17 protein-coding genes and 3 tRNA genes are annotated in these 14,837 nt (G+C 65.8%); 2 read left to right on the plus strand and 18 right to left on the minus strand.

Annotation, left to right across the window (positions count from 1 at the left end; genetic code table 11):
- Window positions 1-27: 27 nt before the first annotated feature.
- The 4 genes from RCH15_RS13945 to RCH15_RS13960 are packed head-to-tail and all read right to left on the minus strand — an operon-like array spanning window position 28 to window position 4,325.
- Window positions 28-807 carry an enoyl-CoA hydratase gene (locus RCH15_RS13945; protein WP_326961267.1) on the minus strand — a complete coding sequence of 260 codons (780 nt, stop codon included), beginning with the start codon at window positions 805-807 and terminating at the stop codon, window positions 28-30.
- The gene (gene mmsB, locus RCH15_RS13950; RefSeq protein ID WP_326961268.1) at window positions 804-1,760 is read right to left on the minus strand and encodes a 3-hydroxyisobutyrate dehydrogenase; all 957 of its coding nucleotides are present in this window, start codon (window positions 1,758-1,760) and stop codon (window positions 804-806) included. Before mmsB ends, RCH15_RS13945 begins: the two co-directional genes overlap by 4 nt.
- Window positions 1,753-2,826: an enoyl-CoA hydratase/isomerase family protein gene (locus tag RCH15_RS13955; protein ID WP_326961269.1), complete on the minus strand. Its 1,074-nt coding sequence runs from the start codon at window positions 2,824-2,826 to the stop codon at window positions 1,753-1,755. The genes mmsB and RCH15_RS13955 overlap by 8 nt, the downstream gene beginning before the upstream one ends.
- A complete protein-coding gene (locus tag RCH15_RS13960; protein WP_326961270.1) occupies window positions 2,826-4,325 on the minus strand; it encodes a CoA-acylating methylmalonate-semialdehyde dehydrogenase in 1,500 nt (499 codons plus the stop codon). Before RCH15_RS13960 ends, RCH15_RS13955 begins: the two co-directional genes overlap by 1 nt.
- Window positions 4,326-4,526: 201 nt before the next feature.
- On the opposite strand from RCH15_RS13960, the gene RCH15_RS13965 reads away from it, so the two are divergent.
- Window positions 4,527-5,333 carry an exodeoxyribonuclease III gene (locus RCH15_RS13965; protein WP_326961271.1) on the plus strand — a complete coding sequence of 269 codons (807 nt, stop codon included), beginning with the start codon at window positions 4,527-4,529 and terminating at the stop codon, window positions 5,331-5,333.
- 31 nt (window positions 5,334-5,364) lie between these two features.
- Complete coding sequence (locus RCH15_RS13970; protein ID WP_326961272.1) at window positions 5,365-6,288, plus strand: hypothetical protein; 924 nt, start codon at window positions 5,365-5,367, stop codon at window positions 6,286-6,288.
- Between the two features lie 40 nt (window positions 6,289-6,328).
- Here the strand turns inward: RCH15_RS13970 and RCH15_RS13975 are convergent, their stop codons facing one another.
- The 14 genes from RCH15_RS13975 to RCH15_RS14040 all read right to left on the minus strand — a co-directional run bounded on the left by RCH15_RS13975 (window position 6,329) and on the right by RCH15_RS14040 (window position 14,833).
- Window positions 6,329-7,417 carry a LacI family DNA-binding transcriptional regulator gene (locus RCH15_RS13975; RefSeq protein ID WP_326961273.1) on the minus strand — a complete coding sequence of 363 codons (1,089 nt, stop codon included), beginning with the start codon at window positions 7,415-7,417 and terminating at the stop codon, window positions 6,329-6,331.
- A 111-nt stretch (window positions 7,418-7,528) separates the two neighbouring features.
- Complete coding sequence (locus RCH15_RS13980) at window positions 7,529-7,783, minus strand: hypothetical protein (protein WP_326961274.1); 255 nt, start codon at window positions 7,781-7,783, stop codon at window positions 7,529-7,531.
- A gap of 10 nt (window positions 7,784-7,793) precedes the next feature.
- Complete coding sequence (locus tag RCH15_RS13985) at window positions 7,794-8,681, minus strand: carbohydrate ABC transporter permease (RefSeq protein ID WP_326961275.1); 888 nt, start codon at window positions 8,679-8,681, stop codon at window positions 7,794-7,796.
- A complete protein-coding gene (locus RCH15_RS13990; protein ID WP_326961276.1) occupies window positions 8,678-9,715 on the minus strand; it encodes a carbohydrate ABC transporter permease in 1,038 nt (345 codons plus the stop codon). Before RCH15_RS13990 ends, RCH15_RS13985 begins: the two co-directional genes overlap by 4 nt.
- A 7-nt stretch (window positions 9,716-9,722) precedes the next feature.
- Window positions 9,723-11,006 carry an ABC transporter substrate-binding protein gene (locus RCH15_RS13995; RefSeq protein ID WP_326961277.1) on the minus strand — a complete coding sequence of 428 codons (1,284 nt, stop codon included), beginning with the start codon at window positions 11,004-11,006 and terminating at the stop codon, window positions 9,723-9,725.
- Between the two features lie 129 nt (window positions 11,007-11,135).
- Window positions 11,136-11,747, minus strand: coding sequence for a hypothetical protein (locus tag RCH15_RS14000; protein ID WP_326961278.1), 612 nt, complete (start codon window positions 11,745-11,747; stop codon window positions 11,136-11,138).
- Entirely contained in the window at window positions 11,744-12,376 is a 633-nt protein-coding gene (locus RCH15_RS14005) for a DUF6286 domain-containing protein (RefSeq protein ID WP_409017188.1), read from the minus strand. The genes RCH15_RS14000 and RCH15_RS14005 overlap by 4 nt, the downstream gene beginning before the upstream one ends.
- Window positions 12,377-12,414: 38 nt before the next feature.
- Window positions 12,415-12,795, minus strand: a complete 381-nt coding sequence (locus tag RCH15_RS14010; RefSeq protein WP_326961279.1) for a hypothetical protein — start codon at window positions 12,793-12,795, stop codon at window positions 12,415-12,417.
- Window positions 12,792-12,983 carry a hypothetical protein gene (locus tag RCH15_RS14015; RefSeq protein ID WP_326961280.1) on the minus strand — a complete coding sequence of 64 codons (192 nt, stop codon included), beginning with the start codon at window positions 12,981-12,983 and terminating at the stop codon, window positions 12,792-12,794. Before RCH15_RS14015 ends, RCH15_RS14010 begins: the two co-directional genes overlap by 4 nt.
- Window positions 12,980-13,447 (minus strand): Asp23/Gls24 family envelope stress response protein, encoded by a 468-nt coding sequence (locus RCH15_RS14020; RefSeq protein WP_326961281.1) that lies wholly within the window; start codon window positions 13,445-13,447, stop codon window positions 12,980-12,982. The genes RCH15_RS14015 and RCH15_RS14020 overlap by 4 nt, the downstream gene beginning before the upstream one ends.
- A 204-nt stretch (window positions 13,448-13,651) precedes the next feature.
- Window positions 13,652-13,727: transfer RNA gene (locus RCH15_RS14025), tRNA-Phe, on the minus strand.
- A gap of 48 nt (window positions 13,728-13,775) precedes the next feature.
- Window positions 13,776-13,849, minus strand: a tRNA-Asp gene (locus tag RCH15_RS14030).
- Window positions 13,850-13,945: 96 nt separating this feature from the next.
- Window positions 13,946-14,018 (minus strand) — tRNA-Glu (locus tag RCH15_RS14035).
- A gap of 176 nt (window positions 14,019-14,194) precedes the next feature.
- Entirely contained in the window at window positions 14,195-14,833 is a 639-nt protein-coding gene (locus tag RCH15_RS14040) for an FMN-binding negative transcriptional regulator (protein WP_326961282.1), read from the minus strand.
- Between the last annotated feature and the right edge of the window lie 4 nt (window positions 14,834-14,837).

Here is a 14,837-nt window from a genome sequence, read left to right on the forward strand (position 1 = left end):
GTCGCGGCTCCGCTGGAGCGTCGCCGCTTAGCGGTGCGTGAAGTCCGGCTGGCGCTTCTCGGTGAAGGCCGCCATCCCTTCCTTCTGGTCCTCGGTGGCGAACAGCGAGTGGAACACGCGCCGTTCGAAGAGCACGCCCTGGGCCAGCCCGGTCTCAAAAGCTGTGTTGACGGCTTCCTTGGCCACCATCGCCACCGGCTTGGACTTGGACGCAATGACCTCGGCGGCTTTGAGGGCCTCTTCAACCACGTCCGCGGCGGGCACCACACGGGACACCAGTCCGGCGCGTTCGGCTTCCCCGGCGTCCATGAACCGCCCGGTGAGGATCATGTCCATCGCCTTGGCCTTGCCCACGGCGCGGGTGAGGCGCTGCGAGCCGCCCATCCCGGGCAGCACGCCAAGGCTGATTTCCGGCTGGCCGAACTTGGCGTTCTCGCCCGCGATGATGAAATCGCACATCATGGCCAGCTCGCAGCCGCCGCCGAGGGCAAACCCGGAGACGGCGGCGACGACGGGGATGCGCAGCCGGGTGAAGTCTTCCCAGCCCCTGAACCAATCGGCCGCGTACATGTCCATGTAGCCCTTGGACTGCATCTCCTTAATGTCCGCGCCGGCTGCGAAGGCCTTGCCGGACCCGGTCAGCACGACGGCGCCGACGTTCGGATCGGTGTCCATCGCGGACACGGCGGCGACGAGCTCGTCCATGGTGGCCTTGTTGAGGGCGTTCAGAGCCTGCGGCCGGTTGAGCGTTACCAGCCCCACACGCCCGCGCCGCTCCACCAGAATGTTTGCGTATTGCTCCGTCATGCTTGTCCCCTTGGCTGCTGTTCGGATTTGTCCCGGATGTCGGTGATGATTCCGGAGAAGTCCCGGCCAGCCCCGCCTTCCGCGGCAAAGGTATCGTAAATTTCGGACGCGAGCGGCCCCAACCGGGCTGCAACGCCCGTGCTTTCCAGCGCGTTGAGTGCCAGCTTGAGGTCCTTGGCCATGAGCGCTCCGGCGAATCCGGGCTGGTAATCGCGGTTCGCCGGGCTCGCCGGCACCGGCCCGGGCACAGGGCAGTTGGTGGTCAGAGCCCAGCACTGGCCCGAGGCCGCGGACGCGACGTCGAACAGTGCCTGGTGCGTCAAACCCAGCTTCTCGCCCAGCACGAAGGCTTCGCTGACCGCGATCATGGAGACGCCGAGGATCATGTTATTGCAGATCTTGGCGGCCTGCCCGGCGCCGTGCTCCCCGCAGTGGACCACGCGCTTGCCCATCACCTCGAGCATCGGCTTGACCGCCCCGAAATCGTCCGGAAGGGCACCCACCATGAACGTCAGGGTGCCCGCCTCGGCCCCGACGACGCCGCCGGACACCGGGGCGTCCACGGCCCGGTGGCCGGCCGCGACGGCGAGTTCGGCGGCTTCGCGGGCCTCGTCGACGTTGATCGTGGAACAGTCCAAAAAGAGGGTGCCCGGCGGCGCCACGTCCAGCAGTCCCGGCCGGCCGGGGGTGCCGCGGTAGGCATCCAGCAGGTGCTTGCCGCTGGGCAGCATGGTCAGCACGACGGCGGCCCCCGCCACGGCCTCTGCGGCGGTGTCCGCCGTGCCGATGCCGTGCGAGCGGGCGGTTTCCAGGGCGGCCGGAACAACGTCGAAGCCGGCGACGGAATAGCCGGCCTTGACCAGGTTGATGGCCATGGGGCCGCCCATGTGGCCGAGGCCCAGGAAGGCGACGGGCCCGGTCTGCGCGGCGTCAGGCAGCGGTGTTTCAGACATTGTGGCGCTCCTTCGAGAGTTTCAGTTCACGCTCGCCGAGCGGCGCAAAATAGGCTGCGACGTCCTCGCGGCTGACTTCCGGCAAGGTGGCCGGCTTCCAGTGCGGGGCGCGGTCCTTGTCCACCACCTGGGCACGGATTCCCTCCCGGAAATCGGGTCCGGTGAGGAACCGCAGTCCCACCCGGTATTCCTGCTCCAGTGCTTCCGCCAGGCTCAGCCCACGCACCCGGCGCAGGGATTCCAGCGCAACCTTCACGGCAGTCGGCGACTTGGCCTCGATCGTCTCGGCGACGTCGGCGGCTTCCCCGCCCACTGTGCGCAGCCGGCTGACGATCTCCTCGGCAACGTCGGAGGAATAGCACGCGTCAATCCATTCCCGCTGGGCCGCCAGGACGGAGTCCCCGGCCGGCTCCGCGAAGTGTGCGACGGCGGTGTCCGGCGCCTCCCCCTCCAGGGCTTCGGCGAGTTCCGCCAGCTTGGCGGAGGGCACATAGCGGTCAGCGAGCCCCAGGAACACGGCATCGGCGCCGTTCAGGTGCGCGCCGGTGAGGGCGGCGTGGGTGCCGGTCTCCCCCGGCGAGCGGGAGAGCAGCAGGGTTCCGCCGACGTCGGGCACGAACCCGATCGTGGTTTCCGGCATGCCCATCCGGGTCCGTTCGGTGACGATCCGGACCGAGCCGTGCGCGGAAATCCCCACGCCGCCGCCAAGCACCAACCCGTCCATGAAAGCTATATACGGCTTCGGATACCCCGAAATGAGGGAGTTCAGCTGGTATTCCTCGGCCCAGAACCCGGCGGTCGCGTCACCGTCGTCGAGCATGTCGCGGTAGATGGCGACGATGTCGCCGCCGGCGCACAGCCCCCGCTCGCCGGCGCCGCGGACCAGCACCGCGGCCACGGCGTCGTCGTCGGCCCAGAGCGTGAGCTGGACGAGCATGGCAGAGGCCATGCCCGCGGTCAGCGCATTGACGGCCTGCGGCCGGTTAAGTGTGATGACGCCCAGCCGGCCGCGCCGCTCGAACAGCACTTCAGCTGCCGGGCTCTCACCCAGGTGCTCCCCCGTCATCAGCTGCCTTCCGGCATCACGAAGCTGGCACCGCTGCGGATGCCGGACGGCCAGCGGGTGGTGACCGTCTTGGTCTTCGTGTAGAACCGGAAAGCGTCGGCACCGTGCTGGTTGAGGTCGCCGAAGCCCGAAGCCTTCCAGCCGCCGAAGGTGTAGTAGGCGATCGGTACCGGAATGGGAACGTTGATGCCCACCATGCCCACCTGGACCCGGCTGGCAAAGTCGCGCGCGGCGTCGCCGTCACGGGTGTAAATGGCCACGCCGTTGCCGAACTCGTGCTCGCTGCACAGGCGCAGGGCCTCGTCGTAGTCCTCGGCACGCAGGACACTCAGGACCGGCCCGAATATCTCTTCTTTGTAGATCGTCATGTCCTTTGTGACATTGTCGAAAAGCGTGGGGCCAACCCAGAAGCCGCCGTCGTAGCCGTCAACTTTGAGGCCGCGGCCGTCGGTGAGCAGGGTGGCGCCCTCGTCGACGCCCGCCTGGATGTAACCCTCGATCCGTTCCTTGGCGGAGGCCGCCACCACGGGGCCGAAATCCGAGTCCTTGGCGAGGCTGTGGCCAACCTTCAGGTCAGCGATCCGTTCCTCCAGCTTGGCGACCAGCGCGTCCCCGGTGGCCTTGCCGACCGGAACGGCCACGGAGATTGCCATGCAGCGTTCGCCGGCGGAGCCAAAGCCGGCGCCCATGAGGGCATCCGCTGCCATATCCAGGTCGGCGTCCGGCATGATCACCATGTGGTTTTTGGCGCCGCCGAAGCACTGGGCGCGTTTGCCGTTCGCCGCCGCGGTGGCGTAGATGTACTGCGCGATCGGTGTGGAGCCCACGAAGCCGATGGCCTGGACCCGGGGGTCCCCAAGCAGCGCATCCACCGCTTCCTTGTCGCCATTGACAACGTTGAAGACGCCGTCCGGCAGGCCGGCCTCCGTGAAAAGCTCCGCCAGGCGCAGCGGCACCGACGGGTCCCGTTCGGACGGCTTGAGGATGAAGGAGTTACCGGCGGCCAGGGCCGGCCCTGACTTCCAGAGCGGAATCATGGCCGGAAAGTTGAAGGGCGTGATCCCGGCGACGACGCCGAGTGGCTGGCGCATCGAGTGGACGTCGATGCCCGTGCCGGCGCTGTCCGAGAACTCGCCCTTAAGCAGGTGCGGGGCGCCGGCGGCGAATTCCACCACTTCAATACCGCGCTGGATGTCGCCCTTGGCGTCGAGGAACGTCTTGCCGTGTTCGGAGGACAGCAAGGTGGCGAGCTCATCCATGTTCTGGTTGACGAGATCCACAAACTTGAGCAGGATCCGGCCACGGCGTTGCGGGTTCATGGCAGCCCATTCGAGCTGGCCCTTCTCCGCGTTGGACACCACGTTGCGGACTTCCTCGGTGCTGGCCAGCGGCACCCTGGCCTGGACCTCGCCGGTGCAGGGATCGTAGACATCGCTAAAGCGCCCCGAAGTGCCTTCAACATGCTGCCCGTCAATGTAATGGGATAGTTCGCGAACCATGAGGGAATGCTCCTTTGCACCGTGTGATTGCGGAGTGAAACTGCGTCGTGCGGATGCGGATGCCCGCGCCAACAGCCGGGCCGTGTGTGATCCACGCCATGCTCTCCCTCCGAATATACTCGGACTTCCTACTAAATTCCAGAGGGGCCGGCCGGACGTCCTCTTCCTCCTCCGGCTGCCAAGTTCGGTAAGTTAGGAACTGTGAAGATAGCTACCTGGAATGTGAACTCGCTCCGCGCCCGCGCCGACCGCGTGGAAGCCTGGCTTCAGCGCACCGACTGTGATGTCCTGGCCATCCAGGAAACCAAGTGCAAGGACGACAACTTCCCCTGGGAGTTGTTTGAAAACATGGGCTACGAGGTAGCGCATTTCGGCCTGAGCCAGTGGAACGGCGTGGCGATTGCCTCCCGGGTGGGACTCGACGACGTCGAACGCACCTTCCTGGATCAGCCCGCGTTCGGCAAGAACGGCAAGGACGCCGTGCAGGAGGCCCGCGCCATCGGCGCCACGTGCGGCGGCATCAGGATCTGGAGCCTCTACGTCCCCAATGGGCGCGCGCTCGACGACGAACACATGCCGTACAAGCTCGGCTGGCTGGATACCCTGCGGGCCCATGCCGAGGGCTGGCTCCGGGAAGATCCGGCGGCACAGATCGCCCTGATGGGAGATTGGAACATCGCCCCGCAGGACGGGGACGTCTGGGACATCGATTACTTCCGCGCCGGTGGCCTCACCCACGTCAGCGAGCCGGAACGCGCCGCCTTCCACGCGTTCGAAAACGCTGGCTTCCAGGACGTGGTCCGCCCGCACACTCCCGGCCCCGGCGTCTATACCTACTGGGACTACACGCAGTTGCGCTTCCCCAAGAAGGAGGGCATGCGGATCGACTTCGTCCTGGCTTCTCCGGAACTGGCCGCTCGGGTCACCGGCGCGTCCATCGACCGCGAGGAACGCAAGGGCAAGGGCGCCTCGGACCACGCCCCCGTGATCGTGGAGCTGGGCGGCTGATGTCGGCAGCCCAGGAAAGGGACAGCTTCCGATGACGGGAAACCTCTACCGGGGTCAGGCCGGGCTGCCCTTCTCCTCCTCGCTGCGGATCTACGAGCCGTTGGAGGCATTCCCTGCGGAGCAGCAGGCGGCATTGCGCGGGGTCAGCGCGCAGAGCGGTTCCCGGGCGGCCGTCGAAAACGCCGAGCTTCTCGCGTCCCTGGGGCGCATCACCCGGCCCGGCGGGGACCCTTTTCCCACCGGGGCGACGGATCTGGTCCGCGTCCTTGCGGTGCCCCGAAACGGCGGTACCTCCCCGGACGCCGCTCCGCCCGGCGAGACGGCACCCGGGACTGGATCCGCCGGCACCGGATCAGCGGAGCCATTGCTGTACTGCCCCAGCCAGCTGGTACTCCGGGCCGGGCTGGCCGCCAACGCCCTGATGGAGGGCATCCACGCGCCGCTGGCTGAATTGCTCATTCCGGAACTGCAGCGGGACAAGCACCAGGAACGCATCGATGAAGTGCAGGCACGATCCGGGCTGGGCCGCGTGCATACCCGCGCATCCACCTGGGGAATCCCTTTCAGCTGGTTCTGCCTCTTCATGGAGTCGGACCCTACGGACGTGGTGGAGTCCGACGGCCGGATTGTCACCGTACGGATCCGCGCGACGATCGGCGAGGCCCTGGAACGGGTCCGTTATGCGGTGGCCCACCTGTCCCTCGCCGCGCCGGAGCTCGACATGCTGGAGGACCTCACCCAGCTCACCGCCTGGCTGGAACTCTTCCACCCCGGCGCGGTGGTGGAGCTGGATTACGGGGCGGTGGCGGACAAGGTCTATCCGGACGATTCGCCCATGGATGTGCGGCTGGGCATTGAGTGCCTGGCTGAAGGGGACATGACCGGGGCAGCCGCCGCGTACCGGCGGCTGGCATCCCGCTGGATCCCGATCCGGCAACTCGCGCGCGCGTCCTAACGAGGACGCGCGTCCTCCCCGGACCGCGCCCCTGCGGGCATCAGATACTCGCCGATGCCGCCGAGACAGGTGCCCCCGCGCGGCGGGGCGGCGCCGTCGTGCTGCGGACAATCAGCTGGTGCGGGGCGACCACGGAGCGCACCGATCCGACGATGCCGTCGAGCTCATCCAGCAGCATTTTTGTGCCTAGTTCCGCTTGCTCATCAGGGCGCTGCCCGACGGTGGTGAGACCCATGGCCTCGGAAAAGTCGTGGTCGTCGATCCCGATCACCGAGAGGTCATCCGGAATCCGCACCCCCGCCCGGGCGGCCTCTAGGATGACCCCCATGGCCATTTCGTCGGAGGCGCAGAAAATGGCTGTGGGCTTGGGTCCGGGCTTGTTCCACAGCCGGCGGAACGCTTCCTGGCCGCTACGGACCGTGAAGTCGCCCAGTTCGTCCCACTCCTCCCGGACCCGCAGGCCGGATTCCGCCATGATGTCTTTAAAGGCCTCGATCCGGACCCTGGGGACGTCGAAGTTCAGGTCGGTCTCGTCATCACCGTGGAGCAAGGCGATGTCCTGGTGGCCGAGGCCGATCAGGTGGCGCACGGCAGTCGCTGCAGCCGCGTAGTCGTCGATCCCGATATACGGGCATTCTTCGACGTGGCCGCCGACGACGACCAACGGGATGTCAATCTTCTGGAGGTGCTCGATTTCCTCATGCGTCAATGCCATGCACAGGACCAGCAGTGCATCGATTTGTTTGTAGACCATGGTCTTGCTGAAGAGCCGTTCCCGGTTGCTGCCGTGGCCGCCCAAATTGAAAAGTGAGAGGTTGTACCGGCGGGCGTGCAGTTCGCGGTCAGCGCCCTCTATCGCCTTGGAGAAAAACCAGCGGCTGACGAAGGGCGCCAGGACGCCGATGGTCTTGGTTCGCCCGGTGGCAAGGCCCGACGCTGACGACGACGCCACATAGCCCAGGTCGTCGGCGATGACCAGGATTTTTTCCCTGGTGGCCGGCGAAACCCTGGGCAGGCCGCGGACGGCGCGGGACACGGTAGCGGTGGACACTCCGGCGGCAGCGGCCACATCCTCGATGCTGACCCCGGAGTGCCCTCCGCGCTGTGCCCTGTCTGACGTCCTTGCCACCGTGTCCCCTTGTCGACTGTCTACCGCCGACGCATGGCCGGATGCCGGAGTTCCTGCTCGCCGCGTCAACAGCAACGAAGCCGCCGCTCCGGCCCCTGGCTGCGCTGCCCCTCAGCCGCGCCTGGTCGCCGTCCGTTCGGGCAACTTCCGGCGCAACCGGATCATTCCATAGACCGCCAGCAGCGTGGCCAGCAGTCCGAGTGACCACCCGAGCGCCGGTTGGGCGGTCACTTCCATCCAGACAGTGACCACCAGCAGTACCACCGCCCAGAAGCCCAGGAACCCGATGATGATGTCGAAGTCCTCCCCGGACCGCACCCTTCGGCGGGGTGCGGATACGTGGCCCTGGTTTTGGCCGGCCGTCACAGCTGGTCCCTCACTTGACCGCACCGGCGGTCAGGCCCGCGACGATCTTCCGCTGGAAGACAAGCACCAGGATGACCAGGGGGATGGTCACGATGGTGCCTGCAGCCATGATCGCCGTGTACGGGATCTGATTGGGCTGCGCACCGGCAAAGCTGGCAATGGCCACCGTGACCGGCTGTGTCCTGTCGCTTGAGAGCTGGCTGGCAATCAGGAATTCATTCCAGGAGGAAATGAACGCCAGGATGGCCGTCGTGAAGATGGCCGGCGCCGCCAGGGGCATGATGACCTTCCGGAAGGCCTGCCCCTGCGTGCAGCCGTCCACCCGGGCCGATTCCTCAAGCTCCCACGGCATTTCCCGGAAGAACGACGTCATGGTGTAGACCGTCAAGGGAAGTACGAAGGAGATGTTCGGAATGATGAGCGCCTGGTAGGTGCCGATCCAGCCGATATTGGTGAAGAGCTGGAACAGCGGCGTGATGAGGGCAACGCCCGGGAACATCGACGCGCCCAGGATGAAACCGAGCACCAGGTACTTGAACCGGAAGTTCAACCGCGCCAGGGCATACGCCGCAAAAACGCCGATAACCAGCGAGATGGCAGTCACCACGACGCCGATGAAAACACTGTTGGCCAGGGCCTGGCCGAAGTGGTTGCCAAAGGAGGTGTCGAAGGCGGTCTTAAAATTGTCCAGCGTGACGTGGGAGGGCAGGAGGGAGGTGTCGTAAGTGAACCCGACATCCCGGAACGCCGTCACCACCATCCAGTACGCCGGCGCCAGGCACCAGATGAGGATGACGGCCGCACTGATGTACGTACGTCCCTGCGCCCACTTCTCGCGGTTCTGCGCTACCTTGCGGCCATGGTCCTGGCGGGCCCGCAATTCTGTCGCGGCGGTCATTTCTTCCCCTTAGTTGCGCCTGTTTGCTGCTCGACGACGTTCGCACCCAGGAACCTGACAAAGATGAAGGCCACCAGGAAGATGATGATGAACGTGATGGTGGACAAGGCCGCTGCGGCGTTGAACCCTTGCCTGATCTGGTTGATCACCAGAATGGACAGCGTGGTGGTGTTGTTCGAGCCGCCCGTCAGGATGTACGGGAGGTCGAACATGCGCAGCGCGTCCAGGGTGCGGAAGAGGATCGCCACCATCAGCGCCGGTTTCACCAGCGGAAGGGTGATCATGCGGAACCGCTGCCACGCGGATGCGCCGTCCACCTTGGCGGCTTCATAGACTTCGGCCGGAATCATCTGCAGGCCTGCCAGAATCAGCAGGGCCATGAAGGGCGTGGTCTTCCATGTGTCGGCAATGATCACTGCCCATTTGGCCGGCCATTCGCTGCCGGTCCACAGGATCGTGGTGTTGAACATCTTGTTGGCGATGCCCTCGAACGCGAAGATGAACAGCCACAGTTTGGCAGTCACAGCCGTGGGAATAGCCCACGGGACCAACACTGCCGCGCGGACCAGGCCGCGGCCCTTGAAGGTCCGGGCCATGATCATGGCCATCCAGAAGCCAAGGACGGTTTCCAGGGAGACTGTCACGATGGTGAAGAAGAAAGTGGTGGCCGTGGCCGACCAGAACTGTGAGCCGAGGGTCCCCGGCGGGCAGGCTACGGTCCCGCCGCCCGGAGCGGCGCACTGCTGGGCCAGCCAGTTGACGTAGTTGGAGAAGCCGGCCGGCCCGCCTGCGGTGAAGAGTCCGGTGACGGGATCAAGGCCGGAGTCGGCCTGGAAAGACATGATGATGGCGCTGATGATCGGGTAAACGATCACGATGGCCAGGGCGGCGATCGTCGGGGCCAGCAGCCACGAGGCCCAGCGGCCCTGCGTGGCAATGCGGTTGTCTTCCCCTACGCCCTTCGGGCCGCGGTTAGTCGGGGTCCCGCCCGACGCCGGTGACTTGACCGGCGTCGGGCCCAGTTCAGTTGCCATGGCTAGGCTACTTTCCTGCGGTCGCTGTTTCGATGGACTTCTGCATGTCAGACAGGGCGGCTTCCACTGTCTTCTCGCCCTTGATGGCCGGGTATGCATTTTCCTGGATGGCCTTGGTGACGGCCGGGTAGAACGGGGTAACCGGGCGGGGCACTGCGTTCTCGATCGAGGTCTTCAGGACCGGCAGGTACGGCAGTTTGGCGATCAGTTCCTGGTCCTCATACAGCGAGCCGAGAACCGGCGCCAGGGATCCCTGGGTCGCGAAGAACTTCTGCGTCTCTTCCGTGGTCAGGAACTTCAGGAAGTCCAGGGCGGTGGCCTTGTTCTTGGAGTAGACGCTCATGCCGGCGCTGTGGCCGCCGAGGGAGGACGCACCGGGGCCAGACTTTCCGGGCAGTGCCGCCATGCCGAGGACATCCTTGACCTTCGAGGAACCTTCCGTGGTGGCCAGGTTGTAAACGTACGGCCAGTTGCGCAGGAACAGCAGCTTCCCGTCCTGGAACGCCTGGCGGGATTCCTCTTCCTTGAACGTGATGGCTTCCTTGGGGATGCTGCCGTCCGCGTAGGACTTGGCGAGGTTTTCAAGCCCGGCCTTGGCTTCCGGCGTGTTCAGGCTGGGCTTGCCGTCCTTATCCAGCACGGCGCCGCCAGCAGAGTTGATGGCCTCGGAGGCGTTGACCGTCAGGCCTTCGTACTTGGCGAACTGACCTGAATAGCAGCCCATGTTGTTCGCCTTGGCGATGGAGCACATGCCCATCATCTCGTCCCACGTCTTCGGCGGCGTCGGGACCAGGTCCTTGCGGTAATACAGGATGCCGCCGTCGGAGGATTCGGGGGCAGCGTAGAGGGTGCCCTTGTAGGACGCGGACTCCACCGTCGGCTTCAACATCTTCGAGGTATCCAGCGCCATCTTGTCCTTGAGCGGCTGCAGCCAGCCCTTGGCCGCGAATTCCGCGGTCCAGACCACGTCCACGCTGGCGACGTCGTAGTTGGGGTTCTTGGCCTGGAAGTTCTGGACGAGGTCATCGTGCTGCTGGTCGGCGCTGTCCGTCTGTTCCTTGAACGTGACCTTTTCGTCGGGGTGGGCGGCGTTCCACTTCTCGATCAGCGGACGGACCACGTTGCTGTTGTCCTTTCCCTGGACGTAGGTGATGGGGCCGCGGCCGTCGAGGCCCTGCTCCGCGTCACCGGCCGCCGGGGTACTGCCGCCGCCACCGCCACCGCAGGCGGAGAGGGTAAGGGCTAGAACGCCGGCTGTGGCCACGGGAAGTAAAAACTTCGGGGTTTTCATAGGTGGTCTCCTCGCTGAGTACCGGTCAGAAATCGGCAGTGCATTGATGTGTCGACTGTCACACTAGTTAAGAGGCAATGCTGATGCAAGCGTTTACACACGCCTTTATGGAAACGAGACATTGTCCGGTCAGCGGACACGCTCTGCGCGGCCGAACCTGGACCGGGCTCCGGCGACGATATGGATGAGGACCGGGGGTCGTTTACCCAGCGCGACGTCGAGCGCCTCCACCAGGGCCGAGACCTCGGCTGCGAGACGGTGCGGGGCCACGCCCTGGCGGGGCTGGACCCTGATTTTCAGGGTCGGTTCGCCGCGGAACTCGTAGGTGCCGACGGTTGCACCGGCCAGGTCGGGACGGTCCGCCAACGCGGCCCGCAGCGCCTGTTCGGCGACGCCGCTGCCGATCCTGACATTCCCGGGCACGTCACCGGGGTCCTCTTCGGACACCAGGAGGCTGGCCCGGCCCTTGCCCTGCTGGGCAACCCAAGCCACCATGGCGGCAGTCACCAGGAGCAGTGCCAGAACCAACACCGTCCAGAGCCAGCTACCCGTCCCTCCGGGAAAGCGGGTGCGCTCAAAGAGGTCCTGCCAGTTGTTCCACGTCCCGGCGGCCCAGCCCTGCCACCAGGCTGCAACTGCCGGCACGCTTGCCAGCAGGATCAGCAGAACCCCAAGGCCGGAGAAGGCGAGCCCCAGGAGGCCGAGGATGATCCGGTTAAGAATTCTTGGGGTTCCGTTCATGCGCCCACCACCCCAGCCGGAGCCACCGTGATCTGAACGTCGGGGGTGGGTGAGAGCCGCATTCCCCGAAGCTCGTCCTGCACGGCAGCGAGCAGGGCGTCCTGGTTTAGCGGGACCCCGGACGTTGGACGGACGCTGACCCGGACCTGATGCCGGGAGACGGTCACCATCACCTGCTCCTGACTCACGTTCACGGCCACCCTGGCCCGGCGCGCCAAGGCGGAGGCAATGACTTCATCGTCCACCACGACGGCGGCACGGCGGTCGCGAAGTTGATGCCGCGCCCGTCGCCCCGGCAATATCGCGGACAGGAAAAAGAACAGCCCCACCATCAGCAGGACCGCACCGACCACACCGAGCAGCAGCGGCGGAACCCCCTTCGGAAGCGCCGCCGCCTGCTCGGCAGCCGTTTGCGGATCTACGAGCCAGGGCGGTTGCCCGAGGGCCCGGACCGCAGTCTCCAGGAGGGCGTAAACGCACAGGGCGATGACAAGGACGGCGGCGGTGATGGAGGCGAAGGCCCGGGAGGAGTGGGTTTCGCGTCGCAAAATCCGGTCTATGCCCGCGGCGTCGATTTCCGATGGTGCGGGGCTGCCGGACGTAGGCGCTTCCCTTGGAACGGGAGGCACGGAGCCGCCGGTGCTGGAACTGGGGTAAGCATCGAGGCTCACTGAACGCGTCCTCCCTCGGTCACACTGGCGCCGCTGATCCGGATGTCCACGCGGCTCAGCCGGGCGCCGCTCAGTTCGGTCACCCGGCGCAGGATGTCAGCTTTGGCTGCCACTGCCCTGTCCCAGATGGAGCCGCCGAAGCCCGCGACCCGACCGGGGTCGCGGGCCAGTGCCGTCAAGGGCGGGACCGTGATGGGCGCAACCAAGGAGAGGGCCAGCAGTCCCTCGTCGTCGGTCCACTCCGCGCGCACGTCCTGCGGCGCGACGCCGAGAGCTTCCGCGGCGGCAGCCTTCGCCACGCTGGTGAGCGCATGGGTGCTGATGCGGGTATGTCCAGCCCTCACCGAGGGCTGGACTGCGCTGGCCGTGCCGCTCATGAAGAGGAACGCCGGCCCGAGAGGGCGTCAAGCACGCTGCGCAGGTCCAGTTTCCCTTCCGCGGCGCGGCCCAGCAGGGCACCGATTCCCATGAACAGCAGCGCACCTAGAAAGCCCCATACGCCGAATTGGAAGGACATGAACGCGGCAAAAGCGCCGATCGCGATTCCTGCAACGGTCAGATTCACTGGATTGCCTCCCTGGCAGGCCTTGTCTCGGCCGGAACACCGGGTTTTACCGGACCGGGCACGTAGACATCGTTGATCTCGATGTTGACTTCGATCACCTGGAGTCCAACGAGCTCCTCCACGGCAGCGTAGACGGCGGCACGGATGTGGTCGGCCAGGGCGTGCAGCGGCGTGCCATAGAGTGCCACCAGGGCAATATCGACGGCCACCTGGGTTTCGCCAACCTCGGCGTGGACGCCGGCCGCGTGGTCCGCGCTGCCCACGGCGTCACGGAAAGCTCCCAGCGCACGGGACGCGCCGGATCCCAGGGAGTAGACGCCGGGAACGGCGCGGGCGGCGATGCCTGCGACCTTGGCGACGGCGGCCTCGGAAATGACTGTGCGACCGGCGCCGGGGACCGGAACGATGGCCGGCAGCCCGGGCACCACCGGAACCGCCGCCGGTTGAGGACTCTGGTATTCCATCAGGCACTCCCCTTCTCTTTGAAACCACCCTAGTACCTGGCGCCGACAAGATCGCGGCCGAATGCAAGGAAGCTTACGAAGTTCGCCGTTGCCCGCACCCGGCGCACTGACCGGTTGACCCGCCCCCGGCAGATGGGCAGGTATTGAGCAGTCGAGGGCGTTAAAGAAGAAAAGCACCAGTTCCGAAGAACTGATGCTTCCCAGTGGTGGCTCCGACCGGCGTCGATCCGGTGACCTTTCGATTTTCAGTCGAACGCTCTACCAACTGAGCTACAGAGCCTAGGTGACATGTCACCATGAGAGCCGGAATTTCTTCTGGCAATCAGAGCGACCCTGACGGGACTTGAACCCGCGACCTCCGCCGTGACAGGGCGGCGCGCTAACCAACTGCGCTACAGGGCCTTGATGTTTTTCTTGCTTCCTGCAGTATCGCTACTGCAATTTTTCAAGGCCTTTAGCCTACCAGACTTTGACATCCGGTCCGACCAGTTCCTTGCGTACCCCCAACGGGATTCGAACCCGTGCCGCCGCCGTGAAAGGGCGGTGTCCTAGGCCGCTAGACGATGGGGGCCAAGACGCCATCCGGTGAAACGGCCGAGTAAAGAACAAAAATCAAAGGCCGGAGCCGTGCATTTTTGTCCTTTCGGGTTCCTCCGAACTGGACTATAAAACTATAAGGGCACAGCCCCGATTTATCCAAAATAGGCGGTTTCCGGTTCCCGGTTTCGGGCGCCCGGGTGCGCGGGATCAGTTGCGCGGGACCGGGTTCGCCTGCGCCTGCTCGACGTCGTTGGCCGCCGCCAGGTCTCCCTTCGCCCGCAGCCCCTTGATGACGCCGTCGACGTCGGCCGCCGGCCTGTTCTGGCTGAGCTTCCGTTTCGCTTCAACCCGCGTGATGAGAAGTTCGACGCCGACAATCGCCCGGAGCTGGCCGGCAATGAATCGCGCGGGGGCGTCGTCCACCGTCCAGGGTTCCGCCGACGACGCCTCGTGCAGCGTGGTCAGTCGGCGGACCAGGTCTTCCACCCAGGCGGGGTCGTCGTGGACGACGAGCCGGCCGTAGACATGCGCGGTGGTGTAGTTCCAGGTGGGCACCACCCGGCCGTGCTCGGCTTTGGAGGGGTACCAGGACGGGGATATGTAGGCGTCGGGCCGCTGGATGATGACCAGAGATTCTCCGGATGCCGGCAGCAGCCACTGCTCGTTGTTGCGGGCGACGTGGCCCAGCAGCGCCCCGTGGTCGCCGGCGTCCGGATCATAGACGAACGGCAGCAGCGTCGCGAGCAGGCCACGGTCGGTCGATGTCACCAGGTTGGCTGCCCCGGGGTTCGAGAGCAGCTCTTGGATGGCGCCCTGGTCGGCGGCGAAATGCGCGGGGACGTACATAGGG

The organism is Arthrobacter sp. MP_M4 (assembly GCF_035984855.1).
In the GTDB taxonomy this organism is placed as follows: domain Bacteria; phylum Actinomycetota; class Actinomycetes; order Actinomycetales; family Micrococcaceae; genus Arthrobacter.